The sequence below is a fragment of the Myxococcus sp. XM-1-1-1 genome (genome assembly GCF_020037095.1).
In the GTDB taxonomy this organism is placed as follows: Bacteria; Myxococcota; Myxococcia; order Myxococcales; family Myxococcaceae; genus Myxococcus; species Myxococcus fulvus.
Map to the genome: position 1 here is coordinate 17,828 of NZ_JAIQDH010000021.1, position 26,065 is coordinate 43,892.

Consider the following 26,065-nt stretch of genomic DNA (forward strand, 5'->3'; position numbering starts at 1 on the left):
CTACAGCCTGACGTACAGGCCGAGCTGGCCGCTGAAGTACAGGTCCTTGGCGCCGCCGGCGAAGACCGGGGTGCCCTCCGCGGCGCCGGCGGTGAAGGAGTAGCTGCGCACCTCTCCGCCCACGCGCAGACCGAGGACGCGCGTGAGGGCGAACTCCACGGCGAGCTCGCCATCGATGCCGGAGCCGCTCAGCTCGGGGAGGTAGTCGTCCGAGGACAGCTCGCCGCCGCTCAGCACGTGCTGGTAGCCCACGCGCGCGGCGATGGCCCAGCGCTCGTTGAGCGCCTTGCGCAGGCCCAGCTCCACGTGCGCGAAGCGGTAGTCCACGTCGGGCAGGGCGAAGGTGCTCTCCGGCGGGAGCTCCACCGCGAAGGAGTGGGTGCCGTACAGCGCGCCCACGGAGAGCTCCAGCCACCGCAGCGGCAGCCGGAAGCGCAGGCCGCCCTCGATGAGCTGCGCGGTGGTGGGGTGACTGGAGCCATCCGGGAGCCGCGTGGACAGCCCGAAGGAGCGTGAGCCCCGCGCGACGAGCCCCAGGTTGTGCACCATCCCATCCGTGAAGTGGGAGAGGGGGAAGTAGCTCACCGCGAGGCTCGCCGCCGCGGCGCTGTTGAGGCTGTAGTCGGGCAGCTGGCTGGCGTTGCTGCCGGAGAAGTTGAAGCGACGGAAGAGGCCCTGGCCGGAGAGCAGCGCCTCCAGGGTGGGGCCGTCCAGGTCGCGAGGGCCGGCGGCCTTGGGCTCGGGCTGCGCGGGCGGCTCCTCCTTCTTCGTCACCGTGGGCGGAGGAGGCTTCACGACCGCCTGGCGAGGTGCCTCCGCGATGGGGGCCGGGGGCGCGACCTCCGGCTCGGAGACGACAGGCGTCGGAGGCGTGACGGCGGTGGGCGGGAGGCTCTGCGGCGGGCCTTCCTTCAGGGCCGCGCCCAGCTTGGGCTCGAGCTCGCGCCGCACGTCGGGGAAGGCGCGGTTCGTGCGGACGTCCCACGCTTCCTCCGCGATGAGGGAGCCGTCCTGGCCGGAGTATGCGCGGACCTGCACGTCCCAGCGCTTCGTGCCCTTGACCGAGGAGAGGATGAGGATGTCCGCGCCGAGCTTCTTCGCCAGCGCCTGCCGCTGCTCCTCCGTCTTCGGCCCCCCGCGGAGGAGCTTCACCTGGGCATCCACCTTCTTCGCGGGCAGCACCACGCGCCCGCGGCCCTTCTTGCCCAGCTCCGCGGCCAGCACCTTGCGCAGGGCCTCCGCCTGGCTGCCCTCGGGGCGCAGCACCGCCACCGTGGTCTTCTTCGCTGGAGCCTTCTTCGCCTGCGCGGCCTCGGCCGGGTGGTACGACACGACCAGCGCCAGCATCAGCACCACCCATCCCGCGACGCGGCTCACGGGGCCACCTCCTGGGAGCGGACAGACGAGGTGGAAGCGGCGGGGAGGGCGGGGACGAAGTGACGGGAACGCATGGGGGCTCGGCTTCCAGTGTCGAGTCGGGGGCTGCTCGGCCCTAAGCAATCGAGGGGCCAACATCCCGGAGCTTATCTCGGCGGGCGCGCGTGGAACCAGATGATGATGCCGAGCGCGAAGGCGGTCTTCGCGGACTCACGCGAAGGAATGTCCCTCGAGCGTCGAATCAGGATGCGCTCGGCTTGTCGTGCTTCGCATCCTCGTCCGTGCGGTTCTGCTGCTGCTCGATGCATGCGTTCTTGCAGGCCGCTTGGATTTCGTTGGGATGGTTCCAGACGGAGTCCGCCCTGCGTCCGCGGTCGGGGGCGACGAAGCGCTCGAGGCGGATGCGCTTGACCTTCCCCAGGACGGGGAGCTTGTTCTTGTCGTGGCCCCCCACGGCGGGGCGGAGAGCCCTCCCACGGGGTATGTGGAGAGGGTGGAGGCAGGCACACCGTGAAGCAGGACAGACACCTTCGCAGGTCGAGCAAGAGACTCGAGGGCCACTCCACACCCATCCTCGCCGCGGACTGGCTCCCGGACTCGTCCCGGCTCGTCTCGGCGGCGGAGGGAGACTCCACGGTTCGCGTGTGGGACGTCGCGGCCCCGCGGACCGTGTCGACGCTCACGGTCGCCGAGGGGCTCAACAAGGTCCGGCTGTTCCCGACCGGTGACGTGCTGGCCGCGACCTTCGAGGACCAGGTCGCCCGGGTGTATGCGCTGGGTTCCGGCAGGATGCTGGAGAGCGCTCCCCTTGCGACGCGTCCCAGGGCGCTGGTGGTCTCCGCGGACGGCGCCGTGTACTGGGCGGGCCACGCTTCCCAGGGCGACAGGGTCTGGTCGTGGACGCCGGGCTCGACCCCGAAGCCGCTCCTGAAGGACATCCACACCTTCGCGCCCACCTGTGGCCTGGCGCTCTCCGACGACGGGACGAAGCTGTGGTGCTTCTTCGAGTGGGACCTCGTGGTGCTCGATGCGCGGACAGGGCAGGAACTCTCCCGGTTCAAGGGCGCGCGGGACGAGGCCATCGGGCCGGGCTTCGTGTTGCCGACCGGGCCTCGCGTGGTGGGCGTGAAGTCACGCCTCAACCGGGATGACGACGCGGTCCGGCCGCGCCTCTACAGGTGGGACCACGAGACCGGTGGGGCGGACTGGAGTTCGGAGATCCTGGGGTATGGGCATGGGCAGGAAACGCTGCTGGCGATGGCCCGGAGCACGCGCTGGCTCGCGGCCTGCGGCCCGGAGGGCGTGACCCTCATTTCGAGTCGCAGCGGGCGGGTGCTCGGGGTGCTGCCATGCGAGATGTCCCCGTGGGACGTCACGTGCCTGAGTGTGTCTCCGAATGACCGCTTCGTCGCGGTGGGCACCTCGAAGGGTGAGCTGGTCGTCCACGATCTCGGCGACACGGACCTCGAAAGTGATTTGGCGGTGCCGGACATTCCCAAGCGCTCACGCAGCGGCAGTCCGCTCCTGCTGCGGCTGCAGAAGCGGCCCGGACTGTGGCTCCGGGTGCATGCGAATGGCGACCTGGAAACGGCTGAAGGCGATGCCCGCACGGACTCGGTCATCATGCCCCTGGGCGCTCAGGCAGGAGGTGCGGCCGCCCACCCGTCCTTCCTCGCATGGGAGCTCAGCAGGCGCCTCTGGTCGTACGACCTCACCCAGCCTTTGCCCTCGAAGAGGGCCCATGCCGTGCAGGTCTTCAACGGAACCGACCTGGTCGTCGAGGGCTGTATCGGCATCGAGGGCTCCGAGCGCGACCTCGGCTTCGACAGTGAGCCCGACAGTGTCGGGGAGCGGGTCGAAGGCGCGCTCAGCGCGTGGAGCATCCTCGATGGCCTCAAGGGCCTGTTGTCGTCGCGGCCGGGCGGCGGGGATTGATGCATGTCGCGACCTCGGGTGGCGGTGGGGCCCGCCGGAGATGGGGCATTGCGTCGATGGCGAGGTGTGCTGCGCACGGGGGGCGCTTCTCGTAGAGTCCCGCGCCATGGGCCTCCTCACCTTCGGTCTCAATGTGACGCTGGACGGGTGCATCGACCACACCCAGGGAATCGCGGACGACGAGCTGCACGACTATTGGAGGGAGCGCATGGAGCAGAGCGGGGCGATGCTCTTCGGGCGCAACACCTACGAGCTGATGGAGGGCGCCTGGCCCGCGGTGGCGCGCGACGAGAATGCGCCGCGCGCGATGCGCGAGTGGGCGCAGAAGCTCGAGGCGAAGGTGAAGTACGTCGTGTCGAACTCGCGGAGCGACTTCCCATGGCAGAACACGGTCAGGGTGGAGGGTGAACTTCGCGAGGCCATCTCGGCGCTGAAGGCGAAGACCGAGCAGGGTGTCCTGGTCGGAGCGCCCAAGCTCGCGGCGTCGCTCGAGGAGTGGGGGCTCATCGACGAGTACCGCATCGTCGTTCATCCCATCATCAGCGGCCACGGGCCGACGTTGTTTCAGGGCCTGTCGAGTCCGCGGCAGCTCGAACTCCTCTCGACGCAGCGGTTCAAGTCCGGCGCGCAGGCGCTCCACTTCCGCCGCAAAGCGGGCTGAGCGCGGTATCGCCATCGGGGGGGGGCGGCTGGCTAGACCGCCATGATGCCTCCATCCACGAAGAACTCGACGCCCGCGACGAAGCTGCTCTCGTTGGCTGCGAGGAACAACACCGCGTTCGCGACGTCCTCCGCCTGACCGATTCGCCCGAGCGGCGTCATCTGCTTCAGCACGTCCTCGAACCCCGCGTTGTTCTGGAGGTACGTCTGCATCGCGGGCGTTTCAATCATCCCCGGTGAAATCACATTGACGCGAATGCCTCGGCTCTTCAGGTCCGTCGTCCAGGTTCGAGCGAGTGAGCGAATCGCGGCCTTGGTCGCGTTGTAGACCGAGAGCCCGGGGAACCCTTTGCTGCCGCTGGCCGAGCCCGCGAGGATGACCGTACCTCCGCGGGTCATGAGCGGCAGCGCCTTCTGCACGCTGAAGACCATGCCCTTGACGTTCGTGCCGAACACGCGGTCGAAGTGCGCCTCGTCAATCTCACCCAGCGCCGACGTTTCGGAGATACCCGCGTTGGCGAACACGACATCGACCCTCCCGTGGTCGCGCTGGATCCGCGCGTAGAGGCGGTCGAGGTCGGAGAGATTGCCAACGTCTCCCTGGATGCCGACGGTGGCGCCGCCAATCTCGCGCACCGCCGCGTCGAGCCTCTCCTGCCTGCGCCCGGTGACGTAGACGTTGGCGCCCTCGGCGGCAAAGGCCTTGGCCGTCGCGAGCCCGATACCCTCACTTGCACCGGTGATGACCACGACCTTGTCCTTGAAACGATTCATACGTTTTCTCTCCTACATGGGCAGTTCATGTCGTGACGAGTCGCTGGCCAGGGATTGCTGTCCGGCCAGAGTCACGCTTCCTTCGCTTGAACGGGCTGCTCGCCTGAGTGGCCGCAGACCCAGCGCCGCTCGCTGTGGCGAGAGGCGAAGTCGTCACGTCACGAAGGTATATGTTGCATACCTAGGGTCAAGAACGTACCTGGAGCATCCTTGGTATGCCGAGAGATACTGAAGACGAGCCCATCTACCGAGCTGACTGTCCCACCCGCACCATCCTCGACCAGATTGGCGACAAGTGGTCGATGATGGTGCTTGCCGTGCTGCGGGCCTCGCCGAAGCGGTTCAATGGCATCAAGCGACAGCTCGAGGGCATCACCCAGCGCGTGCTGACGCAGACGCTGCGAAAGCTTGAACGCAATGGGATGGTTGTCCGACGCGTCATCGGCGGCTCACCGCCGGGCGTCGAGTACTCCATCACCCCTCTTGGCAGGTCGCTCCAGGAGCCGTTCGCGGCCCTGTACGATTGGACCCTCGAGCACATCGACACGATCCACAAGCACCAGGAGTCCTACGACCGCGATGCGCAGACCACGACCCGCCGTCCCGACTGAGCCCGCGTCACGGTTCGGCGTGCCCGGAGGGGAAGCGCGAGGAGTACCTGCTTGGGCGTGCCGCATCTCGCGCTCGCACATGACCTGGTTCCACCCTGCGTTCGTTGACGACTTCGAGCCGGTCGGATGGTACGACGAGCGCCATCCCTCGAACCGCAGCCTGTGCAGGAGCGTCGAATGAGCCTTCTGGTGATTTGTGAGTTCAAGACACGGACCGGAGGGGAGACGGAGTTCCTCCGAGCGGCGCGGGCATTGGCCACCGTCGCCGCGACCGAGCCGGGGACGCTGCGCTACCAGTGGTTCACCACGCAGAAGCCCGGTCACTATTCGATCATCGAGGAGTACGTGGACGCTGACGCGGCCGAAACGCATAACAACCACGTGGGCGCGCTGCTCCGGGAGCTCTTCGCGGTGTCAGACCTGGTGTCGATATCGTTCTTCGGGGAGCTCAACGCGTACTTGCGCGAGTGGGCGACCGGGCGCGAGGGTGTCGCGGTCAACGTCGCGTTGTGAGGTTGCTGGGGGCCGGCCTGCTCCGCTGAGGCCCGGATGAAGTCGACGAACCCTCGGAGCGGCGCTCCTCCACGACAGGCCGTTCTCGGCGCCGTCGACGAGGTCCAGGGGCGCTGCGTGAGGGGCTGGACCACGCGCTCCTCTTGGGGGTGCGGGGCTCCCAGCGACGGAGCACTCGAGCAACGGATGCCCGTCATTGCCTGTCCCCAGTCGCGGGGCGGATGCGGGCGAAGCTGCGCTCGTAGGGCAGGGCTTCTGTGAAAGAGCAGACACCCGCGCTCCCTGAGGCGCGATACCTGTTTATTGAGTCCGAATGTTAGTGTTTGGACCTGCTTGTCTATCGGTCTTGGGATTTCCGGCCCGTCCACGGCTCCAGACAAATGCTTGCGGGCGCGGGCCCTCGTTGCCGCGACGCTCGTGTGTCTGGGATGCACGCGTGACAAGGAGACCAGGCCGGAGCCCCTCGAGACGGCTCCGGCGCGAACGATGTGTGTGATCTCCAGCCCGAAGGGGTCGTGGGACCACTACCAGCTGCGTGATTTGCCGCACGGCCCGTGCTCGACCCGGGCCGCGTGCACGGTGTGGACGAAGGATTCTTGTCCGGGGACGGCCTCTCCCGGTCCGGCGATCCGGTGGACGTGTGTCTGTGATGGCGGGACATGGCGCTGTGACGAGCAAGAGAGAACCAAGACCGCCTGTATCAACCCAAGAGGAGGATGACCATGAGGTTGCCGAGAACCACCGTCGGACGATTCATTGTTGCCGCTACCCTGTGCCTCAGTCTCTTTTCCGCCCACGCGCAGACGGGGATCACCATCGAGGCGGTCAATCGATACTCGTGCGGAACACTCTTCAACAACATCGCGAACGTCGACAACTTTCGCAACCGGATGCTGTCGATACCGGGTTACACGGCCGGCCTCCGGTACACGGATGGCCTGGTATGGCCCACCGACTTCACCGACCCACAACGCGTGAGCGGAGGGTCCGACACCCTCTACTTCGACCGTTCCGGTGACGCCATCTCCTATTTCAGCGGGCACGGCACCTGCGACGATCACAGCAACACCCCTTGCACCTCGAGAGCGTCCTGCCCGGATGTCGCGGGGACCGACAAGCGTTGCCTGCGGTTCTCCGAGAACCCGCTGGCCGGGCGCTGTGTGTATTCGCGCCCGCGAAGCATCGTCGTCGACCGGACTGGTAGTGCCTGCCAGTCCGTCAACTACTCCAGTGGCCCGGTGGCCTGGGGCGAGAGCCCCACGGCGGGTGGATGGGCCGGCGCCGGCACGAATGGAGGAATCAACCTCGCCGTCATCGACAACAGTTGTGGCATCACGCCGGACCTGTTCTTCCCCAATGTGCTGGGGTCCTTCGCGGGAGTCTCCACGGTTGCGCTCATCATGCCGACGCGCGTGGGAGACGACACCGCCGACGTGGCCAATCGCGGCCAGGCCTTCGCCGACCGCTACGTCGCGAATCCCAACTCGGCTGTCGCCCCGTCCTGGGCCGAATCCATCAACTCGGTGACGGGCGGGACCAGCTGTGCGTTTGGCGGAGGCGGCCACGGCATCGTCGGCTGCGGCGCCAACATCGCCCTCTCGGTTGAAATCAACCAGGCACGGGCGGAATGGGCGAACCGGACCGAGAACTGGGGACAGCTCCGGGACCCCGGGAACGACAGCTTCGGAAACCAATGGATGGCTTGGATCTTCACCTGCAATTACGACTGCAACAGCCACCCCTTCATTCTCCCGTAGCGAGGTCTGCCATGAATCCGCGAACGATGAGTCTTGGTTTGTTCCTGGTCCTGGCTGCCTGCTCCTCGGAGCAGGAGCCGTCCTTGGCGAAGCAACCGCAGTCGGTGGCGCCAACGGTCAACGAGGAGGGCGCAGGTTATCAGCACGCGCTCGCGAGGTCCCGCTTCGACGCGGGAGCCGGTGTGCGGCGTGAGGCCGGAGGCAGCTACGAGCGGGTTGTCGGAGGCAGGGGCGTCTTCTTCGTCGATACGGTCACCCGCGCGACGATGGTCGTTCCGACGTTCGGGGCCCCGGGGCTCCCGAAGGGGACACTGGGCGTCGAGTACCCTCGGCCGCTGACCGAGAATCCGGCGGAGCACTCGGCGGTGGTCAAGGCGTACTTCCTGGAGGCGGGAGTCCCGGTGGCCCAGGTGAGTGGCACCCACGTGACGACCACGATGGCGGGGAGCGGTCCGGTGAGCGGCGGCGTGTCGCCAGCCCAATCAAAGCTCCTCTGGTACACGACCCATCTGGAGCGCTCGGTGGGAGGCATCCCGGTGGAGGGCTCCTTCGCCTATGCCGCGCTGGACAATGCGCGCCGGGTGATCAGCGAGGGCGTCTACTGGCCGGATATTCCCGTGGACGTGGTGCGGGGAGCCCAGGCACTCCAACGCCGATTGGCCTCGCCGAACGACCGCGCCGAATTCCTGGCGCGTGTGGGGGCCGGCGAAGCCGGCGTGCGAGAGGCTGCGGGTGAGGTCAAGATCGTCCACACCTCGGCCGGGTACCACGGTGGTTTCGAGGTGAAGGCGGTGTACTCCGTGGCGGTGCGTGGCCCGAACGGGGGCAAGTTCCGCATCCTCCGATTCGATGACACGGGCGCCGCTGTGACGATGTCCGAAGAGCGGGCGACGACCACCGATTCGCTGAAGTGACGAGGCAAAGGCCGCGAGCCGTGAGGTGCCACGAGTGAAGATGCTCGTGGTGCTCGGCCTGTGGGGCTTCGAGGTACGGCTCGCCGCGGGGAGCCACCGGTTCCCAGGCAGGCGTCGGGGCGGGTTCGGGGACCATGCCCCTTCTGTCCAACCCTGACTTTCGTCAGGTGCTGTCAGGGCATCCTCGCGGAGCAGAGCCTGGAGAAGGCCGTGGCGCGCTCACTCGCACTGACGCACAGCTGCTCGGGACGCAGCGGCTGAGGTGGGGGTGGCACGGGTCGGAAAGAAGTGCATCGGAGTGTCGGGAAGCGGTCTCGCTCGCATATGCTTGCTTGATGGGCCTCTTCAATCGTCTCTTCGGTCGCGTGGGCAGGCCGGCAGCCTCCTCGCCCGAGGCTGTGCGCGACCTCCTCCTCGAGGCTGTGCAATCACAGGATGACACCGCGCTCATCCGGCTCTGTGCCGAGCACGAAGCCCTGGTCCTCGAGCACTTCCCAGCGTGGTTGACGGTTCCCGAGAGCGTCCGCAAGGAGCCCACACAACTCCAGCGCTATGGCCAGGGGCTCATCGGCATCGCTCAGTGCCTCGCGCAGACGCGGAACCGGCCCGAACTGCTCCAGCGGATGATGGGGGCTGCCGCCGACAACCTGGCTGGAACAGAGCGTTCGTTTGCGACATCTTCCCGGCAGGTACGTTCGATGTCGTGAGGACGTGACCCCGGGCGAGTCGGGAGCGATGCCTCTGGGCGTTCCGGGGCTGGATACATCACGAGGAAGCGTTGATGAGCGTCAGTCGCAGCTGGCTCGCAGCGAAGGGAATCTCCACCCGAAAGCTGCTCGAGGAACTGGGGTTGTCGTTGAGTGGTATGTCCTGGGAACTCGACACCCAGGAGGCCGGCATCACCGCCGCGCGACTCGATTCCGGGTGGTTCATCATCTACTTCCGGAACCACCCTTACCAGGTCTCGGACGAGGAGATACTGGCGGAGGCCTCCTCGCATGCGGAACTCATCGTGAGCTGCTTCGTCGAAGAGCACACGATGTACTCGCAGGCTTGGGGCTTCTCCGGAGGCGAGCAGCTCTGGACCCTCTGGCACGACCCTTCCGAAGGTCGTGAGCACCTCGAGGTGGACGGTACTCCCCCGGAGTGCCTCCCAGCCATTCTCCGGGCGAACCTCGAGAAGCTCCATGCCTACCATCGCCAGAACTCGTTCGATGTGGACACGGTCTTCTCCGTCCCCATCGAGGTCTGCGTGGCCCTCTCGGGCTTCAGCTACAACATGATCCCTGAGCTTATCGATCCATGCCTCACCCTCATTCCCACGATGAGGAAGTCATGACGGAGAGCCCTGGCTGGATCGCCGCGAAGGGCGTCCACCCTCGGGATTTGATGAAGAAGCTGCGGGTGGGCCCGGGGCGCGCGGACTGGGAGGCCATTGACGCATTTGACATCTCATGCGCGAGGCTCCCATCCGGGTGGTACCTCGTCATCATCGTGCATGACGTGGTATTCCCTACGAACGAGGAATGGTTCGCCGAGCTCTCCTCCGAGGGAGACGTCGTGAGATTCCTTGTCTCGGCTGAGGGGGCTTTCCCCTGGCCCAGGGATTCCATGCGGGCACGAAGCGCTGGGAGCTCCGGCCTGACTCCGACGAAGAAGTCCGGGTCAGTGGAACACCGCCGGAGTGCTTCGCGGCCATCCGCCAGAATCGACTCGCCGCCCAGCCCCCCGACGATGATTCCAACCCCATCAGTTTCGGGATCCTCGTCGATGTCTGTGAATCCCTCACGGGGTTCCGTTACGACAGGCTCGAAACGCTCACCGAGCCGTTCATTCATCACAACATCAACTAATGAGTGCACGCGACATCGGGCACGTTGCAAGCCAGTGGTAACCGTCCGGCGAGCGACGTGGCGGGAGACATTGTCGGGCTGTGTTGGCTGTGGGCTTGGCCACGCGCTTCATGCTCTCCGACGACTTGTCGAACGGAGAGACGTCTGCGGGGGCTCGACGCGCACTCCCCCTGTTGTTCGCCGTGCTAGCGACCCTGCATGGATTCGACCCTGTCGAAGAGGGGCGCCAGCGCGCGTTCCATGGCGTTGGCGGTCGCATCGCCGCTCTGGTTGGTGATGATGAACACCCCCAGCTGATACTTCGGCACGAGGTAGAGGTAGCATTGCGCGCGAGGCACGCCGCCATGATGCACGTAGTGGGTGCCCAACTGGCTGCTCTGGCCGATGTTCCAGAAATAGCCGATGCTGAAGTCCTCCGCGAAGCGCACCAGCGGCTTGTGTGACTCCGTCACCGCGGGAAGGCTGCTCAGCTGCAATCGCAGGTACTTGACCATCTCCGGCATCGTCGCCTTCAAGGCCCCCGCCGCGCCCCAGGGCAGCTGCGGCATCGGCGTGGTGCCGACCGGGTTGTCGCTGTGGTAGCCAGGCGCCAGACGGCGGGCGTCCTGGGCACGCAGCCGCAGCCACGTGTCGTGCATGCCGGCTTCCCGCGCCAGGAACTCCGCGAGCAACGACTCGTAGGGCGCCCCGTAGATCTTCTCGAGGGTGTGCGCGACCAGCTCGGTGCCGGCGCTCGAGTAGGCATAGTCCTTTCCGAGCGGCCCCTTGATGCTGACGGTGTGCAGGTCCTGCCAGAACCGCGGCTGCCCGTAGTCCTCATAGGCGGCATTGAGCTTTGCCGGGGTGGCATGCGCGGTGAAGTCCCGCAATACGTCATTCACTTGCAGTGGCAGCATCCCCGGCATGCCGCTGGTGTGGGTGACCAGATGGCGCAGACGGATGGGCTCGCCGTCTGACTGCAGGTTCGGATAGGCGGACGGCAGATACTTTTGTATCGGGTCGTCGAGGGTCGCCTTGCCTTCGAGGACAGCGTTCGCCAGCAGCAGGCCGGCGAAGGTCTTGCTCACCGAGCCGATCTCATAGAGGGTCGAATCATCGGGCGGATTGGACTTGCCGGTCTCCAGCTCACCCCGATGCAGGATGAACTCCTCGCCGCGATAGACCACCGCGATCGACGTTGCGTGCAGCAGTCGCGACTGCAGCAGGGTCGTCGCGGCCTGGTTCATTGCCGTGGGGATATCGCGGGCGGGTGCAGGGCCCGTCGTCTTGCAAGCGGCCAGCACCCACATCATTCCAGCAATGGCTACGGAGAGTTTGTTCATCAGGCGCATCGTCAAGAGGGGGTGGGCACTCTCGCATGCCCCCCGGGGTGGAGCCAGCTGGCCGGGGGGAGGGGACTTGAACGAGCCGCTGGGCAAGCGGGGACACGGACTGGAGGACCGCCGGCCGGGCCCACGTCCGCGGCCTCTCATGGCGTTGTCGGGCCTGCCGCACCAGGTTGTCGCCCGAAAGCAGGTTCGCGCGGCGCGCTGGAACTGGGCTCCTGGAGGAAGCCTGGCGATTGCAATCGACTCGCGGGCTGTACATAGGGACTTCGTGTCCTCCGCACCCGTCCTTGGATTTGGTCGCTATCTCGGCACACCGCTCCAGCGCCTGGAGGTGGCAGGGCTCGTCCTGACGGAGAGCACCTATGCTCCCGACGTCGTCCTTCCCCTCCACCGGCACCGTCACGCGGGCTTCCGGCTCACGCTGGAAGGCGGCTTCACCGACGTGTTGGAAGGACGTGCCCGGGAATGTCCTCCCAGGTCGGTGGCCTTCCAGGAACCCGAGGTCGCCCACGAGCAGCGCATCTCCGGTCGGCTCACCCGCACCTTCAACGTCGACTTCTCCGAGTCGGTCTGGCGGTCGCGCTACCCCCTCGTCTCCCGGCTGGACAGCCGGAGGGAGCTGGCGTCGGCGCGACTGTTCTCGTTGACCGCGCGCCTCTATCAGGAATTCCGCCGTGGGGATGACCTGGCGGCGCTGGCCATCGAAGGGCTGGCGTTGGAGCTGCTGGCCGAAGCCGTGCGCGCCACGATGCCCCCGAAGGTGTCGGCCCCTCCCGCGTGGCTCGCACGGGTGCGGGAGTTGCTGGATACGGTCCGGGGGCCGCCTCCCACGCTCGCGCAGCTGGCTCGTGAAGCGGGGGTGAGCCCCACGCAGCTCGGCCGAGGCTTCCGCCAGTTCTTCCTGTGCACTCCCGCCGACCACCTGCGCCGCTCCCGGCTGGAGCGCGCCAGCCGGGCACTGCGAGAGACGGCGCGGCCCCTCAGCGTCATCGCGCTGGAGGCGGGCTACTGCGACCAGAGTCACATGACGCGCGAGTTCAGCCGCCGCCTCCACCTGACCCCGGCCGAGTACCGGCGGCTGCTCGCGGGCCGCTCGTTTCGTCCAACGGGATGAGTTCCGTCCAAGACGTCCTCGCGCGGACGGGGCAGCTTCGGCGCCATGACTCCGGACCCGCTCGCTTCCCCCGTCCCCGCTCCGACGACCTTCGACTCCCGCCGGGGCCTGCCCGCCGTGGCCCTCGTCGCCACGCTGTGGCTGGCCTCATCCGGCTGCGCATCACGGCAGGTGGTCCCGACAGCTCCCGCGCCGGCCGTCACCCGCGTGGAGGCCGGACGCACGCACTGGGTGCTGCGTCCCTCCGAGGCCTACGACGCCCTCTGCCTGCTGAACCTGCTCCGTGGCGACGCGTTCTACACGCGGTTCTACCCCGAGGAGTTTCAGCGCTTCTCCGCCCTGCTCGAGCCCGGGGAGAAGGCCGCGCTCGCGCACCTCACCGAGCGGATGGGAAAGCAGGCCGGGAAGATGGTGGGGCCCTACCTGACGCTCGTCTTCTCCGTCACGGGCGCCACCACCGTGGAAGACCTGGCCAGGACGGTGTCGGACGATGCCGCCTGGATAGCGATGCGCCGGGACTTCGAGGCGACGAGCTACGCCGAGGACTCCGACTTCACCGAGATGGAGGACGTGCGCCAGGACCTGGGCGTGCTGTTCGCCTTTCTCCAGCGCATCGGCTTCTCGCGCATCTGGCGCGCGGAATACCTGCCCCAGGTCGAGCAGGCCATCGCGCGCCTCGGCGTCCAGGTGGCGCCCCATGACGTGGTGGGCTGGGACGAAGACGTCCTCGGCCGGGCGCTCCACGTGGAGGAGCTCAACGCCCACGTGCTGAAGTTCGCCAAGCCCCACGGCATCCGGGTGACGGGCTGGAACTTCCTCACCGACCTGACCTACCCGCTGAGCGTCACGGTGAAGACCGCCGTCCACGAACTGCTCCACCCGCCGTTCAAGCGCGAGGGCGCCATCGACGCGCGGTTGACGGCCCTGGAGGCGGACCCCTACTTCCAGCGACTGGTGCGCGAGCACGACCCCGCGTTCGGCTACACCACCGCCAAGGGGCTGACGGAGGAGGACTGCGCCGAGGCCATCGACGTCTTCGTCAGCGAGCGCCAGGGCCTGCTCCGCGCGAAGGATGGCAAGCCGCTCACGGGCGCGGCCTTCTTCCGCGACCACGACGATGGAATGCACGTGCTGGCCTACGTGCTCTACGAGGAACTCCGGCGCGCGGACTTCTCCCAGTGGACGACGTACGAGGACTTCCTGCTGAAGCTGTTCGACACGGGCGTGCTCGTGCCCGGGACGCTGGAGCAGCGATTCCGTTCCTACATCGGCAGCTATCCCGTGAAGGCGTTGAAGGAATAGGCCCTCGGGCGCGCGCCGCGATGAGACAGGCGCGCAGCCGACTCATCCCGGCGGGAACTGCGCCCCGCGTCAACGATGCTGCGCGAGCAGCCAGTCCCAGAACGCGTAGTTGTCATACTGCTGGGTCCAGCAGTCGTGCGCGGTGCCGGGCAGCACGGTGAAGCGCGCGATGGCGTTCCCGGTGGCCACCACGCCGGGCTGTGACGTCCAAGCGGGGCTGCTGGCGCCCGGGAAGAGGTACGTCACTGTCTGTGACGGCGCTGGCACCTGGAGCGATTGACTCAGCCCGTAGTTCTTGGTCACGCCCGTCAACCAGGAGCGGTCGGCGGTGTACGAGAGGCTGTCCCCGTACGAATGCACCGCCCACACCGGCACGTTCTTCAGTTGGGTGATGGTGGGGCCCGGCGCGCCGATGCTGGTGGCCATGGGTGCCAGCGCGGCCAGCCGGCTGCCGTAGGTATACGCGTACCGCCAGGCCCCGTGGCCTCCGGCGCTGATGCCCGTCAGATAGATGCGCGTCGTGTCCACGCGGTAGTTGGCCACGAGGAAGTTGATGAACGCCTCGATGTCCGCCGCCGGCCAGCTCGTCGGGGCGCGCGGCGTGAAGACCATCACCTGTCGCTGTCCGAAGTACGCCTTGCCCTGGCTCGTGAAGTGGATGTTCCTCAGCGCCCCGTGCCGGGTCACCACGTTCAGCAGGTCCGCCTCCGTCGTCGAGGTCCCGAACTCCCCCATCCCGTTCAGGTGGACGATGACCGGGTAGTTCGTGGTGGACGTCAGGTAGCCGGGCGGCAGGTATTCTCCATAGGCGAAGACCGCCCCGGTGCTCGCGGGCAGTCGGGCCACCACCTGGTCCTCGGTGGTGGGGGTGAGCCCTGCCTTGGATTCACCCCACGCCTGGGCGTCTGCCTCCTCGAAACCGCCCCCGCAGGCGACGGCGCCCATCACGAGGGTCAACGCAATCCATTGTGTCCGCATGGTGTCCTCCCGGTCCGTGGTTGATTCACCGAGAGTCTGCGTTTTCCTGTGAAAATAGGAAAGTCGAGCTAGACGTGAGGCTGGTGCAGCTCCACTGCAGGACCATCGACGCAGCGGTTCAAGTCCGGCGTGCAGGCGCTCCACCTTCGTCGCGAAGCGGGACGAGCGTGGACGGACCCGAGCGCTTCGCCAGCGGCCGCCATCGCGGCGCTCATTTGCGAGCTGCCGTGACTTCGCGGGCCAGTGCGACGAACGCCGTGTGCGCGGCCGAGGCGTTGCGCCGGCCAGGGTAGTAGAGGCAGAGCGGAGCGAGCTCCGGTGTCCAGTCCTCGAGCACGCGAACGAGGCGTCCCGCTTCGATGTCGCCGCGCACGTCCGGCTCCATGAAGAAGCCGAGTCCGATGCCCTCCAGGACCGCGATTCGCGAGAGGCTGGCCTCGTCCAGCGTGATGGGCCCCGTCACATCGATCAGGGCCGTCTGCCCCCGCTTACGGAGCTCCCACCGGAAGAGGCTGCCGTTCGGCAAGCGCACCCGGATACACCGATGACGGAAGAGGTCCGATGGGACGCGTGGCCGACCGTGCTTCTTCACATACGCCGGCGAAGCGACGATGGCGTGGCGTTGGGGCTCTCCCAGCGGAATGGCAATCATGTCGGTGGGCACGAGGTTCGCCATCCGCACGCCGAAGTCGAACCCTTCGGCGACGACGTCGACCAGCCGGCCTTCGGTCACGACGTCGACATGCACGTCTGGATGGCGGCGGAGGTACTCCAGCACCAGGGGCGCGAGGAGCTCACGCGCCGCGGTCGCAAAGGTGTTGATGCGCAGCATGCCGGACGGCTTTGCCTGTTGGGAGCGAGCCGCGTCCATCGCGCCGCGGATGTCCGCGAGTCCCGGAGCCACCTGTTCGACGAACGCCCTGCCGGCGTCGGTCAGTGAGACGCTGCGCGTCGTGCGGTTGAAGAGGCGCACGCCAAGATGGGCTTCGAGCTTCGCGATCGCGCTGCTCATCGCCGTCGTCGACATCCCGAGATCGAGCGCCGCGCCGCGAAACGAGCTCCTGCGAGCGACGGCGAGGACGGCATCGAGATCATTCAGTCCGGGTTGATACATCGATAGTCCTGTGTTTCGGGATGCCGCATCCTATTTTGTCCCCATTGAGTGGGCAATCGTGCGGGCTTACTTCTTGGGTCATGACCATGCACCCATCCATTCGAGCCTATTTCGACGCGGGCAGTGCCACGCCGCTCCACGCCTTCGCGCCCGATGCCGTTGTCGAGGATGAGGGACATCGGCATGTCGGGCATGCGGCCATCGACGAATGGTGGCGCGACTCCCAGGTGAAGTATCAGGCCGTCGCGCAGCCGCTCGAGGTGAACGCGAAGGACGATGCCTGCGAGGTTCGCGCGAAAGTGACGGGTCGGTTTCCCGGCAGTCCCATCACGCTCACCTTTGTGTTCCGGACGAAGGGCGATCGGATCGCCGCTTTGAGCATCGGCGCGTGAGCCGTGATGCCCATTTCAACCCAGTGGAAGGAGATGACGTGATGAGAGGGCTAGAGGGTAGGCGTGCGCTCGTGACGGGCGGAACGAAGGGCATCGGCAAGGCGGTGGTCGCATGGCTGCGCGAGGCCGGCGCGACGGTGCTGACGACCGCGCGGGAGGGAGCGGGCGAGGGCTTCATCGCCGCCGATGTCTCCACGGCGGAGGGCTGCGCGCGCGTCGTGAAGGCCGCCGGAGCCGTGGACATCCTGGTCCACGTCGTGGGGGGAACGTCGGCGCCGGCGGGAGGCTTCTCCGTCCTCGACGACGACGCGTGGCAGAAGACGATCGACCTGAACCTGATGGCGGCGGTGCGTCTCGACCGGGCGCTGGTCCCCGGAATGCGCGAGCGCCGGACCGGCGCGGTCGTGCACGTGACGTCGATCCAGCGGCAGCTGCCGCTTCATGAAGCGACGACCGCGTACGCCTCGGCCAAGGCCGCGCTCTCGAACTACAGCAAGGCGCTCTCGAAGGAGGTCGCGCCGCAGGGCGTGCGCGTGAATCGAGTGTCACCGGGCTGGGTCGAGACCGAGGCCTCCGTCGGGTTCATGAGCGAGATCGCGGCGAAGAACGGCACCGACGAAGCGGGCGCGAGGGAGCTCGTGATGCGCTCGCTCGGCGGAATTCCTCTCGGGCGCCCCGCGCGTCCGGCCGAGGTCGCCGAGCTGATCGGGTTTCTCGTCTCGGACCGAGCGAGCGCGATCACCGGAGCGGAGTACGTCATCGACGGCGGGACGGTGCCCGTGAGCTAGCAGGCTGCTGGATGCCTCCGGTGCGGGGACGACCTCTCGCACCGGAGCAGGGTCTCCTGACCCGGTGAATCAGGAGCCTCGGGACGACAAGGGCAACTCCACCGTCGACTTCCACGGCGAGAAGAGAAGCAACGCCGCGCATGCCTCAACGACCGACCCGGAGTCGAGGCTGGCGCGCAGAGGATGCCGGGGATGACGTGCAGTGCTTCGTGGACTGGTACAACACCGGGCACGGACACTCCGCCAGTCGCTTCGGCACGCCCGACGACAGGCACTCTGGTCGCGAGGCTGCACTCCTTGCTCGACGCCACCGGGTATACCCGAGAGCCCGAGCCCGTCATCCCCAAACGATGGAGCCGCGTCACGCGCAACTGGACGCCGGCAGGCCTCGTCCGTCTCGGCCCCGCTCCGAACCTCACCTCGACCGTGCAGGAGATGAAGCGCATCAGATGAGCCTTCTCACGCGACATCTGCCTTGATGCGCACCGCTCATGCTCCGGTCCGCAGGTGGGTCTGGGCTTCAGGAGGGATGCCGTGTGAACGGCGGCGCCGAGCGCGAGCTCCCAGCTCGGAACAACAAGGCCGGCCATGGGGGCGAGCCCCACGACCGGCCTTGTTTCCTCGGCGTTCGACGCGGTCCTACCGCAGGGGCACGCGCTTGAGCCTGAAGGGCGAGGGGCTCTCGCTCATCGTGAAGTAGCTCGCGCCGTTGGCCTCGTACTCCATCGCCTCACCCTGGCCCTCGGCGGTGTCGGTCAGCGTGACGGGCGTCGCGAAGATGGCCGACTCGAAGCCAAGTCCCGGCGTCGCACGGAACTCGTAGACGGTGCGGTAGGTGCGAAGGAGGAAGCGATCCGCGCAGGGGTGGATCGCCGCCGCGGTCGCGGCCGAGAAGTTGGCGTCTCCGTTCAGCGGCAGCTGGATGGTGTGGACGTGGATCAGCGTGGCCTGCACGCCCGGGGTCAGCGGCCGGGGGAACTTGTACACGCCGCTCTTCCCCGTGCCTCCGTCCTTGGTGACGACGTAGATGTCCCCGGTGGTGGGGTGCACCATCAGCGACTCCGCGTCCTTCGCGCCGTCCGGATAGACGAACGGGAAGGCCTCGGCGACGAGCCCCCCCGAGGTCTGGCCGTTGGCGAGATCCGGCTCGGGCACGCGGTAGATGGTGAACGACGTGGGGGTGCCACCCGGAGGGAAGTTGGCGCTCCACTTCCCGATGTCACCGATGAAGATGCACGAGCCGCTCGGGCAGGGCCCGGTCGCGAGGTCCTCCCAGTCGGCCGGCGTCACGTTGGTCACGTTGAACGTGCCGATGGTGCTCGCGTTGAGGGTGTTGATCGCGACGATGGCGGTGGTGTCCTCGTTGTGCACGTAGAGCGCGTTGCCGACCACGCGGCTCGCGGCCAGGCCCGAGGGCTCCACGATCTCCGGCGCGGTCACGGTGCCCTGGAGCGTGAAGGTGGTCGCGTACGTGTCGCCGACCACGCAGGTGGGGGCGTTGGCGGCGCGCAGGACGACGACGTGCGCGGTGTTGGTCTGCACGAACGCGGAGCTGCCGGAGAGGCCCGTCTGGAGGCCCGGCGCGGTGAGCGACCGGTAGGCCGCATTGAAGAGCAGTCCGTTGGCGTGACCCAGGCACGCGTCGAAGGCCTCGGTGAAGCCGAGCGGCGGCTCGATGCCGGTGGCGGGGCAGGTGGCGTCCGGCCAGACCTGTGAGCCGTACCAGACGGCGAGCCCACCCGCGCTGCCGGTCACCACGTCGGGCACGGTGAACGACGCGGAGTCGCCGTTCTTCTGGCCCGCGTGCACGTCGATGGGCTGGACCGGATCGACGCCGCTGAAGGCCTCCACGCTCCCCGCCATGTGGGTGGTCGCGTCCAGTCCGAACGTGTAGCTCGTGGGCTCGGAGGCGCCCGCGACGCGGTAGAAGATCCAGGTGCGGATGGCAAAGGCGCTCTGCTCCGAGCGCAGGAACGTCCAGCCGGCGGGCGGCGTGACGGTCGCGGAGATGTTGTTGCGCACAATCACCCGCGCGATGAGCGCGTCGTTGGCTTGGGTCCCCGACGGCTTGGGAATCGACAGCGAGGCGAGCGACAGGCCGCTGTTGCGCGAGCTCCCACGCAACGCGACCCCCGAGGACGGCGCGACCTCGGCGCGGCGAAGGGCGACGACCTGGGCGACGTTGGTCTCGGCGAACGTCGAGCTTCCATTGAACGGTCCCTGGAGGCCGGCACCGGCGAGGGGCATGAAGGCGGCGTTGAAGACGAGGCCCTGGGACGAGGACACCAGGCAGGTGTCGTAGGTCTCGGTGAAGCCCGCGGGGGGCTCGATCGCCGAGGTCGGACACGCGGCGCCGGTCCACGCCTGCGCGCCGAACCAGACGGCGGCCCCGCCCGCGGTCGAGGTGCTCAGCTGCGGCGTCGTGAAGGTCGTCGAGCCGCTGTTGCTCTTGCCGGCGTGTGTGTCGATCGGGTTGGTCGGATTGACGCCGGCATACGCCACGATGCTGCCGACGAGGTAGCTCGCGATGGAGCTCTGGAACGTGTGGCTCGCGGGCTCGCTGGCGGTGGCGACGCGGACGAAGACCCAGCCGCGGATGCTCCAGCTGCTCATGTCGGTGCGCACCAGCGTCCAACCCGCGGGAGGGGTGAGCTCGGCGCCGATCTGGTTACGGTTCGCAAGGTGCGCCAGCAGCACGTGACCGGCGGCGACGCCCGTGGGGGTCGAGAGGGTCAAGCTGGTGACCGTCTTGCCGCTTGCGTGCGCGGTGCCGACGAGGGTGATCTCCGCAGTGGCCGGCGGCTGGAGGGGACGCAGCACCACCGCGTGCGTGATGTTGGTGTTGGGGAGCGTGGAGCTGCCGGTGAAGGCGGGCTGGGCACCGGCGGCCCCGAGCTGCGAGGTGGCGGCGCTGTGCAGCACGCCGCGCGTCGACGAGACGAGGCAGGTGTCGAGCTGCTCGGTGAAGCCCGTCGGAGGGGTGTGGACCGCGGGGCACGCGGTGCCTCCCCAGACCTGGGCCGAGAACCACACCGCGAGGCCGTTCGCGGACGACGTGGTGGCGACGGGCAGCGCGAGGCTCGCGCTGTTGCCATTCTTCTGGCCGACGTGCACGTCGATCGGCTGGAGCGGATCCGCGCCCGACACCGCGACCAGGGTGGCCGCCATGGCGCTGGCGACGTCGAGGGTGAAGGTGTGACTGCTCGGCTCGGCCGCGCTGGCCACGCGGAGGAAGAGCCAGGACTTGATGGCCGAGGCGCTTTGCTCGGAGCGCAGCAGCGTCCAGCCAGCGGGTGGGGTGGCGACGGCGGTGACGGCCTCGCGATTGCTCAACTGCACCACCAGCACATCTCCGGCGGCCGTCCCGACGGGGGTGGGGATGGAGAGGGTGGCGGTGGCCAGGCCGCTCGCGCTGGTGGTTCCTCGCACGGAGAGCGTGGAGAGGTCCTGGGCCGTCGTCGCATCCTGGACGTCGTCGGGCTGCGCGAGCTCAGTCGTTTCGCAGGCGGCCATCAGCAGGGCGGCCGCGAGCCACAGACTTCGGAATGGAGTCATGGTGTTTCAATCGGGGTGTCGACGCACCGGACTGGAGGTCCGGGAATCGGCCATGTGAAGGACCCTGAAGTGCGAAGCGCAATCGACTGTCATGACACGGGAAAATTGCCGTGAAATGGTCGGGATTGTCGGGTGTCATCGAAAGAAGGTGGCAGTTCTGTCCATGTGGTCACGCTGAGTCCTTGGAGAACGAGAAGCCCAGGGATATCTGCGCGCGGTGCCAAGGGATGAAGGGCGGTCAGCACCCCGAAGGGTGGGCCTTGAGGCAAGCCTCGTGAGCGTGGCTGTGACAGGCTCGTGACGTCAGCAGAACGGTGGAGTTACACCGGTCTCGTTGAGTCCCGGCGACTTGGTGGGTCAAGCCGCGGTTCGGTACCTCTTCTCATCGTTGGCGGGAGACTGGTCGCCGAGGGCGGAGTGCCTCCGGCGCAGGTTGTACCAGCCGTCGATGTACTGGACGACAGCCATCCTGGCCTCTGCGTGAGTCATGATGGATGACGTCTCGGGGCTGGCGCTGGGCGACGGCCATGTCCAGCGCGGCGATGACCCACTCCGACTTCAGGTGGGTGGCCATGGCCCAGCCCACCACCTTGCGACTCCACACGTCGATGACGACAGCCAGGTAGAGAAAGCCCGCTCCTCGGCCAGGCTGCTCGTCGTCCGTCCCGCCTTCGCCAACTCGACGATTCGCGCTCGGAGCTCCGGCGGGTATGGAAGTTGTTGAGCGGACTCAACGAACCCGCCGCAGCTCCATGGATTGTCGCGGGATGCCCGGTGGTGCGCCATCACCGGCTCAGGGTGATGACAACGTCGGACGAGAAGGTCCGCGCCCTCATCCCGACCCTTCGGTCGCCAAACAGGCATTGTTCCTTGCAGTGGTCGAAAGCGCTCCCGTCCCCGGGGATACAAGCGGTGAGCGCGTCCCCGCCCCAGCCTGCTCCATCATCGGCCTCGGCCATGAAGTAGACCCACGATTCCTGCGTCGTGAGGACATGGACCTCCTGATTCAGGCCGATTCCCCACCACCCGCGTGTCAGGTGCCCCCCCAGCGAGCCCCCACAGGCGGCGGTGGCGGGGAACGCGATGCAAATCCAGATGAATGAACCGTAGGTGTTGCGGAAACGCACCTGCCGGTTGCTTGCCTTGGTTTCGCCATCCAACGACCCAAGCAGCGGCTGGGTCATCAAGTCTGGGCTCGCCGTAGGAACGCCCTGGATGATGCCTGGGGGCTCGTATGCGGTGTTGAACCGATTGGGACCAATCCGTGGGCGCGTCTGATAGCCGCGCCCGGGCGAGGGGGGGACACCGTAGGGCCCGGTTGGGGCCGGGAGGTCACTCCCCTCTGCGGCCCATGCCTTGGACGGCAGCACGGGGAGCACCCCGCCGGCGCCCATGCCTAACACCGCGCCCGCGCGAAGAAAGCTCCGCCTGTTCATTGAAGGCCTGTTTGATTGATGCATACCAGTCCTCTCCGACTCGACGAGGCCTTGTCGGAAATGGCCGCCTCGTGCCTGAACTGACTTCATGCAAAGCAGCGTGCCTCGCATGCCGTTCCGACCGTCGGCATGTAAAGGATTTGCATCTTAATGAATGGCACGTCCGGGCCTTGGGCCTCCCCATGGCGTCTGTCTGGAACCCGACAGGCGTGTCCTTCCGAGGCAGTGATTGTGCCAACAGGGGGGCTGACTCAAGAGTGTGCGGCGTCGCCCTTGGCGGTGTGCCTCAAGCGGAGCCGCGGAGCTGCTCCACGTAGGCCTGGGCGGCGGAGGCCTCCACGCCATGCAGTCGCGCCATGTCGCGCGCGATGGCGGAGGGGTCATCTCCCATGCGCAGATGCATGCGGATGTTGTGCTCGAAGGGCTGGAGGATTCGCAGCGCGTCCGCGCCTCGGGCTTCCTTGACGACGGGCGCCGCGCGCCGGCGCGAGCGGCCCATCTCCGCGCGGGCCTGCACGTAGGTGACGATGTTGGACAGCAGGTAGTACCAGGTCACGAAGAAGGAAATCGTGCCCCACCAGCCCAGGGTGACGTTGCGCAGCGTGTGGTGCCAGAACGCCCTGCCCAGACACCCTCGGCACAGGTCGGCGGCCGTCGTATGGGAGCGCCGCGCGAACAACATGCCTACGTTGTGGTGCAGCTCAACAAAGACCGTCGTCTCGGACCGGGAACAGTGGTCGCATCGCATGGCGGCGCACCCTAATGGGTTCCTCGCCCGCGTTCGAGTCCACGGACTCAAGCCTGAAGACCCGGGCGACCCGCGCAACTCCAAGGGACATGGGAGAGCACCTGGAACACAGGCCGGCGGGGCCTTCACACGGCGTCCCGGTTTCAGTGGGTCCTCCACCATCAGAGGTGTGGCTCCGGAATATCCGAGTCCAGCGAGAAGTGCGCCTCAGCGAACGCGTCATTGCGTGCGCAGTCCTGATTCGAGCCAGGACGAGGGACGCTTTCCCATGGTGCCCACGTTGACGGCCGCCCTGGGACTGAAGGGCGAGCGCCCCCTCAGCGGCACCCGCGATTGCAAAGACGTGGTGCATACCATTGCCTCCGTCAACACCGTGACGGGCGAAATCACCAGCCGGTTGTATGGCAGCCGCACCCGGACGCGCCGGAAGGACGGGCTGTCCAAGACGAAGCGGATGCAGGTGGCATTTGCCCACCACCTGCTCGACGTGGCGCGGACCTACCCGGCCGACGTGTACGCAGCAGTCGTCATCATCATCGACAATGCGCCTTGGCACCGAGGACGTCCGGTGGACTGGGCCCTGCAACGCTACCCGCACCAGACGTTGTACCGGCTGCCGTCCTACAGCCCTCAGCTTCAGTCCATTGAGCGGCTGTGGCGACCTCTTCGCCAGTTCGCCACGCACAACGTCCTCTTCGACGAGTTGACGCAGTTGCTGCACGCTCTGCGCTCGGGGCTCGGCTATTTCCGCGCCCGGCCCCAAGCCGTGCTCCGTCTCCTCGGCTCTCGCTGGAGCCCGAGTCAATCAGCCGAGGCGTGAATCAGGGCGGTGGCTGGCCTCCCTACCAAAGCAACTCGACCTTGGCTTTTCGCAGTTTCATGAATCTTGAGAGCTCCGTCCGTGAGGCGAACTGCAGCTTGTTGCAAGAGACCTCCGCGCCGCTTTCAAGAATCTCATTCCAGGTGGCTTTGCCGGTGGGCGAGGGCAGGACGTCAACAACGGCTCGAACGCCGCGAAACTCGATGTTGGCGTCTGTCTTGCTTTGTCGGGCGTGAAACCGACCCATGCTGGCGGCCTGTCGTTTGGCTGCGGCCGCGTTCACCGCCTTGATGAGGACGATGTTCTCCCAGACATCCACGGCCGCCCGATTGGCACGCGCCTTCGGCATGATCACCAAGACGATGTGGGCCGAAAACCACTTCTCTCGCGCACGCTTAGCCACGGTGACCACGACAGTTCTCCTTACATGCCCCGGCCAGTACCGTCATGACTTCAATCCACAGAGTGATTCTGTTCGTCACGGCGTTTCCAAGGCAAGACCCCATGAGGCTTTGTCAGACAGTTCAGGTTCGGTGAGGTGCGTCTACTTCCCGGTCGAGCGCTGCAGGACCGCCGCGAAGAAGGCGTCCGTGCCGTGCAGGTGGGGCGTGACGACGAGGAAGTCATCGCGAATGCACTCGTCGGGGAGCCAGCCCTCGCCAGGGCGCAGGCGTTGGAAATCAGGGCGTGAGGTCAGGAAGGCCGTAACGACATCCTGGTTCTCGGCACGATTGACGGTGCAGGTGGCATAGACCAACTGGCCTCCTGGGCGGAGCAGCGCCGCGGCTTGGTGGAGCAGTTCAAGCTGGAGCGGTGGGAAGCGCGTGAGGACGTTCGCGGTGGCGCGGAAGCGTTGATCCGGCCCGCGGCGAAGAGGTCCGAGCTCGGAGCAGGGGGCGTCCACGAGTACGCGGTCGGCGTCGAGGCCCGGGGAGGGTGGCGCCCTGAGGACCTGGACGCGCGTGAGCCCCGCTCGGGAGACACGTTGGAGGAGCCGGTCCAGTCGCTCGGGGTCTGGGTCATGGGCGAGGAGCCGACCGGAGTCGCGCATCTGTGCGCCGAGCAGGAGCGTCTTGCCTCCGGCCCCCGCGCACAGGTCGAGGACGGTCTCTCCGGGGCGGGCATCCAGGAGGAGTCCCAGGAGCTGACTGCCCTCGTCCTGGACCTCGAATCGGCCCTCTCGGAGGGAGGGCAACGCATAGAGGTTGGGACGGGGCCCGTCGACATGGAGGGCCAGTGGACTCCAGGCTCCAGGGCGAGTGGGAAGGCCCTCGGCGCGCAAGCGGATGGCCAGGTCTTCCCGGGAGTCGCGGAGCGGATTCACACGCAGGGTGATGGGGCCTGGGACGTTGAGGTGGGCGCAGAAGTCGTCTGCCTCCGGGCCCAGCTCCCGCGCGAAGTGGTCGGCGAGCCAATCCGGAAGGGAGTGCCGGAGGGCGAGCGAAGGGGGCTGGGCCGGATTCAGCGGCGGAATCTGGTCGGGCTCGATTCCAGCCAGGGCGGCTGCCTCGGACGCTGGGCGCCGGGCGAGGCCCTGGAGGAATGCGAAGAGCAGGCGCGACGGGGGCGCGTTGGCGTGGCCCAGGAGGAAGTCGAGGCGGCGGCGCCAGAGGGCGACGTTGTAGATGACCTCCTTGAGCGCCTGGCGTTGGGGACTGGAGAGGGTGCGATGGGTCCGGAGCGTGCGGTCCACGACTCGCTCGGCCGGAGAGCCAGCGAGCACGAGGGAGATGGCCTCCGAGGAAATCGAGGCAAGCCCCGCCAGCGCGGACCAGGGTTGGACCTGGAGCCGGGAGAGCGGATCAAACGGGACTGTTGACAGGGGCGGCTCCGTTCTCTAGAAAGCGCGTCATCGCTGCGGCGCGGTTACCACGGCGAGGACATATTCCCTGATAGCTCAGCCGGTAGAGCGGGTGACTGTTAATCACTAGGTCCGTGGTTCGAGTCCACGTCAGGGAGCTGAACGAAGGGTCCTATCGATTCCGATAGGGCCCTTTTTTCTTTCCAGCATCACGCGTCGAGCCACGGGCCTGGGGCCTGGCGCCGGGCGGTTGCTGGGTCGGAGGAGGGGCGCCGCGAGCGACCAGGGAGCCGTG

The 26,065-nt window shown here is 67.2% G+C and carries 24 protein-coding genes, 1 tRNA gene and 2 pseudogenes; 14 read left to right on the forward strand and 13 right to left on the reverse strand.

Annotated elements, in window-relative coordinates; genetic code table 11:
- Together K8640_RS31800 and K8640_RS31805 are read right to left on the reverse strand one after the other, a co-directional pair.
- Entirely contained in the window at positions 1–1,377 is a 1,377-nt protein-coding gene (locus K8640_RS31800; RefSeq protein WP_223750521.1) for a hypothetical protein, read from the reverse strand.
- Between the two features lie 241 nt (positions 1,378–1,618).
- Positions 1,619–1,831: a hypothetical protein gene (locus K8640_RS31805; protein ID WP_223750522.1), complete on the reverse strand. Its 213-nt coding sequence runs from the start codon at positions 1,829–1,831 to the stop codon at positions 1,619–1,621.
- A 56-nt stretch (positions 1,832–1,887) separates the two neighbouring features.
- On the opposite strand from K8640_RS31805, the gene K8640_RS31810 reads away from it, so the two are divergent.
- Together K8640_RS31810 and K8640_RS31815 are read left to right on the forward strand one after the other, a co-directional pair.
- A complete protein-coding gene (locus tag K8640_RS31810) occupies positions 1,888–3,312 on the forward strand; it encodes a hypothetical protein (protein WP_223750523.1) in 1,425 nt (474 codons plus the stop codon).
- Positions 3,313–3,418: 106 nt separating this feature from the next.
- Positions 3,419–3,973 carry a dihydrofolate reductase family protein gene (locus K8640_RS31815; RefSeq protein WP_046712093.1) on the forward strand — a complete coding sequence of 185 codons (555 nt, stop codon included), beginning with the start codon at positions 3,419–3,421 and terminating at the stop codon, positions 3,971–3,973.
- A gap of 32 nt (positions 3,974–4,005) precedes the next feature.
- On the opposite strand, the gene K8640_RS31820 is transcribed toward K8640_RS31815, so the two are convergent.
- Positions 4,006–4,746 (reverse strand): SDR family NAD(P)-dependent oxidoreductase, encoded by a 741-nt coding sequence (locus K8640_RS31820; RefSeq protein ID WP_223750524.1) that lies wholly within the window; start codon positions 4,744–4,746, stop codon positions 4,006–4,008.
- A 215-nt stretch (positions 4,747–4,961) separates the two neighbouring features.
- Here K8640_RS31820 and K8640_RS31825 point away from each other — a divergent pair, with 215 nt between their 5' ends.
- The 6 genes from K8640_RS31825 to K8640_RS31850 all read left to right on the forward strand — a co-directional run bounded on the left by K8640_RS31825 (position 4,962) and on the right by K8640_RS31850 (position 9,880).
- Positions 4,962–5,357 carry a helix-turn-helix domain-containing protein gene (locus K8640_RS31825; RefSeq protein ID WP_223750525.1) on the forward strand — a complete coding sequence of 132 codons (396 nt, stop codon included), beginning with the start codon at positions 4,962–4,964 and terminating at the stop codon, positions 5,355–5,357.
- Between the two features lie 177 nt (positions 5,358–5,534).
- Positions 5,535–5,870 carry a putative quinol monooxygenase gene (locus tag K8640_RS31830; RefSeq protein ID WP_223750526.1) on the forward strand — a complete coding sequence of 112 codons (336 nt, stop codon included), beginning with the start codon at positions 5,535–5,537 and terminating at the stop codon, positions 5,868–5,870.
- 722 nt (positions 5,871–6,592) lie between these two features.
- Positions 6,593–7,627 (forward strand): DUF6345 domain-containing protein, encoded by a 1,035-nt coding sequence (locus K8640_RS31835; protein WP_223750527.1) that lies wholly within the window; start codon positions 6,593–6,595, stop codon positions 7,625–7,627.
- An 11-nt stretch (positions 7,628–7,638) separates the two neighbouring features.
- Positions 7,639–8,541, forward strand: a complete 903-nt coding sequence (locus K8640_RS31840; RefSeq protein WP_223750528.1) for a hypothetical protein — start codon at positions 7,639–7,641, stop codon at positions 8,539–8,541.
- A gap of 335 nt (positions 8,542–8,876) precedes the next feature.
- On the forward strand, positions 8,877–9,248 hold the full coding sequence (locus K8640_RS31845; protein WP_223750529.1) for a hypothetical protein: 372 nt from the start codon (positions 8,877–8,879) through the stop codon (positions 9,246–9,248).
- A 74-nt stretch (positions 9,249–9,322) separates the two neighbouring features.
- Complete coding sequence (locus K8640_RS31850) at positions 9,323–9,880, forward strand: hypothetical protein (RefSeq protein WP_223750530.1); 558 nt, start codon at positions 9,323–9,325, stop codon at positions 9,878–9,880.
- A gap of 699 nt (positions 9,881–10,579) precedes the next feature.
- Here K8640_RS31850 and K8640_RS31855 read toward each other — a convergent pair.
- A complete protein-coding gene (locus tag K8640_RS31855; protein WP_223750531.1) occupies positions 10,580–11,716 on the reverse strand; it encodes a serine hydrolase in 1,137 nt (378 codons plus the stop codon).
- Between the two features lie 76 nt (positions 11,717–11,792).
- Between K8640_RS31855 and K8640_RS31860 the strand changes: the two genes are divergently transcribed.
- The gene (locus K8640_RS31860) at positions 11,793–12,836 is read left to right on the forward strand and encodes a helix-turn-helix transcriptional regulator (protein WP_223750532.1); all 1,044 of its coding nucleotides are present in this window, start codon (positions 11,793–11,795) and stop codon (positions 12,834–12,836) included.
- A 45-nt stretch (positions 12,837–12,881) separates the two neighbouring features.
- Positions 12,882–14,138, forward strand: coding sequence for a hypothetical protein (locus tag K8640_RS31865; protein ID WP_223750533.1), 1,257 nt, complete (start codon positions 12,882–12,884; stop codon positions 14,136–14,138).
- 69 nt (positions 14,139–14,207) lie between these two features.
- Here K8640_RS31865 and K8640_RS31870 read toward each other — a convergent pair whose 3' ends face one another.
- Both K8640_RS31870 and K8640_RS31875 read right to left on the reverse strand, forming a co-directional pair.
- Positions 14,208–15,116 carry a PHB depolymerase family esterase gene (locus K8640_RS31870; protein ID WP_223750534.1) on the reverse strand — a complete coding sequence of 303 codons (909 nt, stop codon included), beginning with the start codon at positions 15,114–15,116 and terminating at the stop codon, positions 14,208–14,210.
- Between the two features lie 211 nt (positions 15,117–15,327).
- On the reverse strand, positions 15,328–16,230 hold the full coding sequence (locus K8640_RS31875; protein ID WP_223750535.1) for a LysR family transcriptional regulator: 903 nt from the start codon (positions 16,228–16,230) through the stop codon (positions 15,328–15,330).
- A gap of 86 nt (positions 16,231–16,316) precedes the next feature.
- Here K8640_RS31875 and K8640_RS31880 point away from each other — a divergent pair, with 86 nt between their 5' ends.
- Both K8640_RS31880 and K8640_RS31885 read left to right on the forward strand, forming a co-directional pair.
- Positions 16,317–16,622 carry a nuclear transport factor 2 family protein gene (locus K8640_RS31880; RefSeq protein WP_223750536.1) on the forward strand — a complete coding sequence of 102 codons (306 nt, stop codon included), beginning with the start codon at positions 16,317–16,319 and terminating at the stop codon, positions 16,620–16,622.
- A 41-nt stretch (positions 16,623–16,663) separates the two neighbouring features.
- A complete protein-coding gene (locus K8640_RS31885) occupies positions 16,664–17,410 on the forward strand; it encodes an SDR family oxidoreductase (protein WP_223750638.1) in 747 nt (248 codons plus the stop codon).
- 639 nt (positions 17,411–18,049) lie between these two features.
- Here K8640_RS31885 and K8640_RS31890 read toward each other — a convergent pair.
- The 5 genes and pseudogenes from K8640_RS31890 to K8640_RS31910 form a co-directional block, all read right to left on the reverse strand.
- Positions 18,050–20,965 carry a cell wall anchor protein gene (locus K8640_RS31890; protein WP_223750537.1) on the reverse strand — a complete coding sequence of 972 codons (2,916 nt, stop codon included), beginning with the start codon at positions 20,963–20,965 and terminating at the stop codon, positions 18,050–18,052.
- Positions 20,966–21,322: 357 nt separating this feature from the next.
- Positions 21,323–21,602 (reverse strand): annotated as a pseudogene (locus K8640_RS31895) (DDE-type integrase/transposase/recombinase); the annotation flags it as partial.
- 148 nt (positions 21,603–21,750) lie between these two features.
- Entirely contained in the window at positions 21,751–22,149 is a 399-nt protein-coding gene (locus K8640_RS31900; protein ID WP_223750648.1) for a hypothetical protein, read from the reverse strand.
- A 174-nt stretch (positions 22,150–22,323) separates the two neighbouring features.
- Positions 22,324–22,512: pseudogene (locus K8640_RS43310) on the reverse strand (hypothetical protein); the annotation flags it as partial.
- Positions 22,513–22,687: 175 nt separating this feature from the next.
- Positions 22,688–23,083 (reverse strand): hypothetical protein, encoded by a 396-nt coding sequence (locus K8640_RS31910; RefSeq protein ID WP_223750538.1) that lies wholly within the window; start codon positions 23,081–23,083, stop codon positions 22,688–22,690.
- A gap of 64 nt (positions 23,084–23,147) precedes the next feature.
- Here K8640_RS31910 and K8640_RS31915 point away from each other — a divergent pair, with 64 nt between their 5' ends.
- Positions 23,148–23,969: a transposase gene (locus tag K8640_RS31915; RefSeq protein ID WP_223750639.1), complete on the forward strand. Its 822-nt coding sequence runs from the start codon at positions 23,148–23,150 to the stop codon at positions 23,967–23,969.
- A gap of 22 nt (positions 23,970–23,991) precedes the next feature.
- On the opposite strand, the gene K8640_RS31920 is transcribed toward K8640_RS31915, so the two are convergent.
- Both K8640_RS31920 and K8640_RS31925 read right to left on the reverse strand, forming a co-directional pair.
- Positions 23,992–24,381, reverse strand: coding sequence for a hypothetical protein (locus K8640_RS31920; protein ID WP_223750539.1), 390 nt, complete (start codon positions 24,379–24,381; stop codon positions 23,992–23,994).
- Between the two features lie 132 nt (positions 24,382–24,513).
- Positions 24,514–25,662: an RsmB/NOP family class I SAM-dependent RNA methyltransferase gene (locus K8640_RS31925; RefSeq protein ID WP_370640421.1), complete on the reverse strand. Its 1,149-nt coding sequence runs from the start codon at positions 25,660–25,662 to the stop codon at positions 24,514–24,516.
- Positions 25,663–25,855: 193 nt separating this feature from the next.
- On the opposite strand from K8640_RS31925, the gene K8640_RS31930 reads away from it, so the two are divergent.
- Positions 25,856–25,928 (forward strand) — tRNA-Asn (locus K8640_RS31930).
- Positions 25,929–26,065: the final 137 nt, after the last annotated feature.

Bases quoted from the DNA above. Each gene is read 5' to 3' on its own strand.
- K8640_RS31815 (WP_046712093.1), top strand. From the start codon at position 3,419: ATGGGCCTCCTCACCTTCGGTCTCAATGTGACGCTGGACGGGTGCATC.
- K8640_RS31820 (WP_223750524.1), bottom strand. From the start codon at position 4,746: ATGAATCGTTTCAAGGACAAGGTCGTGGTCATCACCGGTGCAAGTGAG.
- K8640_RS31825 (WP_223750525.1), top strand. From the start codon at position 4,962: ATGCCGAGAGATACTGAAGACGAGCCCATCTACCGAGCTGACTGTCCC.
- K8640_RS31830 (WP_223750526.1), top strand. From the start codon at position 5,535: ATGAGCCTTCTGGTGATTTGTGAGTTCAAGACACGGACCGGAGGGGAG.
- K8640_RS31835 (WP_223750527.1), top strand. From the start codon at position 6,593: ATGAGGTTGCCGAGAACCACCGTCGGACGATTCATTGTTGCCGCTACC.
- K8640_RS31840 (WP_223750528.1), top strand. From the start codon at position 7,639: ATGAATCCGCGAACGATGAGTCTTGGTTTGTTCCTGGTCCTGGCTGCC.
- K8640_RS31845 (WP_223750529.1), top strand. From the start codon at position 8,877: ATGGGCCTCTTCAATCGTCTCTTCGGTCGCGTGGGCAGGCCGGCAGCC.
- K8640_RS31850 (WP_223750530.1), top strand. From the start codon at position 9,323: ATGAGCGTCAGTCGCAGCTGGCTCGCAGCGAAGGGAATCTCCACCCGA.
- K8640_RS31855 (WP_223750531.1), bottom strand. From the start codon at position 11,716: ATGAACAAACTCTCCGTAGCCATTGCTGGAATGATGTGGGTGCTGGCC.
- K8640_RS31865 (WP_223750533.1), top strand. From the start codon at position 12,882: ATGACTCCGGACCCGCTCGCTTCCCCCGTCCCCGCTCCGACGACCTTC.
- K8640_RS31870 (WP_223750534.1), bottom strand. From the start codon at position 15,116: ATGCGGACACAATGGATTGCGTTGACCCTCGTGATGGGCGCCGTCGCC.
- K8640_RS31875 (WP_223750535.1), bottom strand. From the start codon at position 16,230: ATGTATCAACCCGGACTGAATGATCTCGATGCCGTCCTCGCCGTCGCT.
- K8640_RS31880 (WP_223750536.1), top strand. From the start codon at position 16,317: ATGCACCCATCCATTCGAGCCTATTTCGACGCGGGCAGTGCCACGCCG.
- K8640_RS31885 (WP_223750638.1), top strand. From the start codon at position 16,664: ATGAGAGGGCTAGAGGGTAGGCGTGCGCTCGTGACGGGCGGAACGAAG.
- K8640_RS31890 (WP_223750537.1), bottom strand. From the start codon at position 20,965: ATGACTCCATTCCGAAGTCTGTGGCTCGCGGCCGCCCTGCTGATGGCC.
- K8640_RS31900 (WP_223750648.1), bottom strand. From the start codon at position 22,149: ATGACCCAGCCGCTGCTTGGGTCGTTGGATGGCGAAACCAAGGCAAGC.
- K8640_RS31910 (WP_223750538.1), bottom strand. From the start codon at position 23,083: ATGTTGTTCGCGCGGCGCTCCCATACGACGGCCGCCGACCTGTGCCGA.
- K8640_RS31915 (WP_223750639.1), top strand. From the start codon at position 23,148: ATGGCGGCGCACCCTAATGGGTTCCTCGCCCGCGTTCGAGTCCACGGA.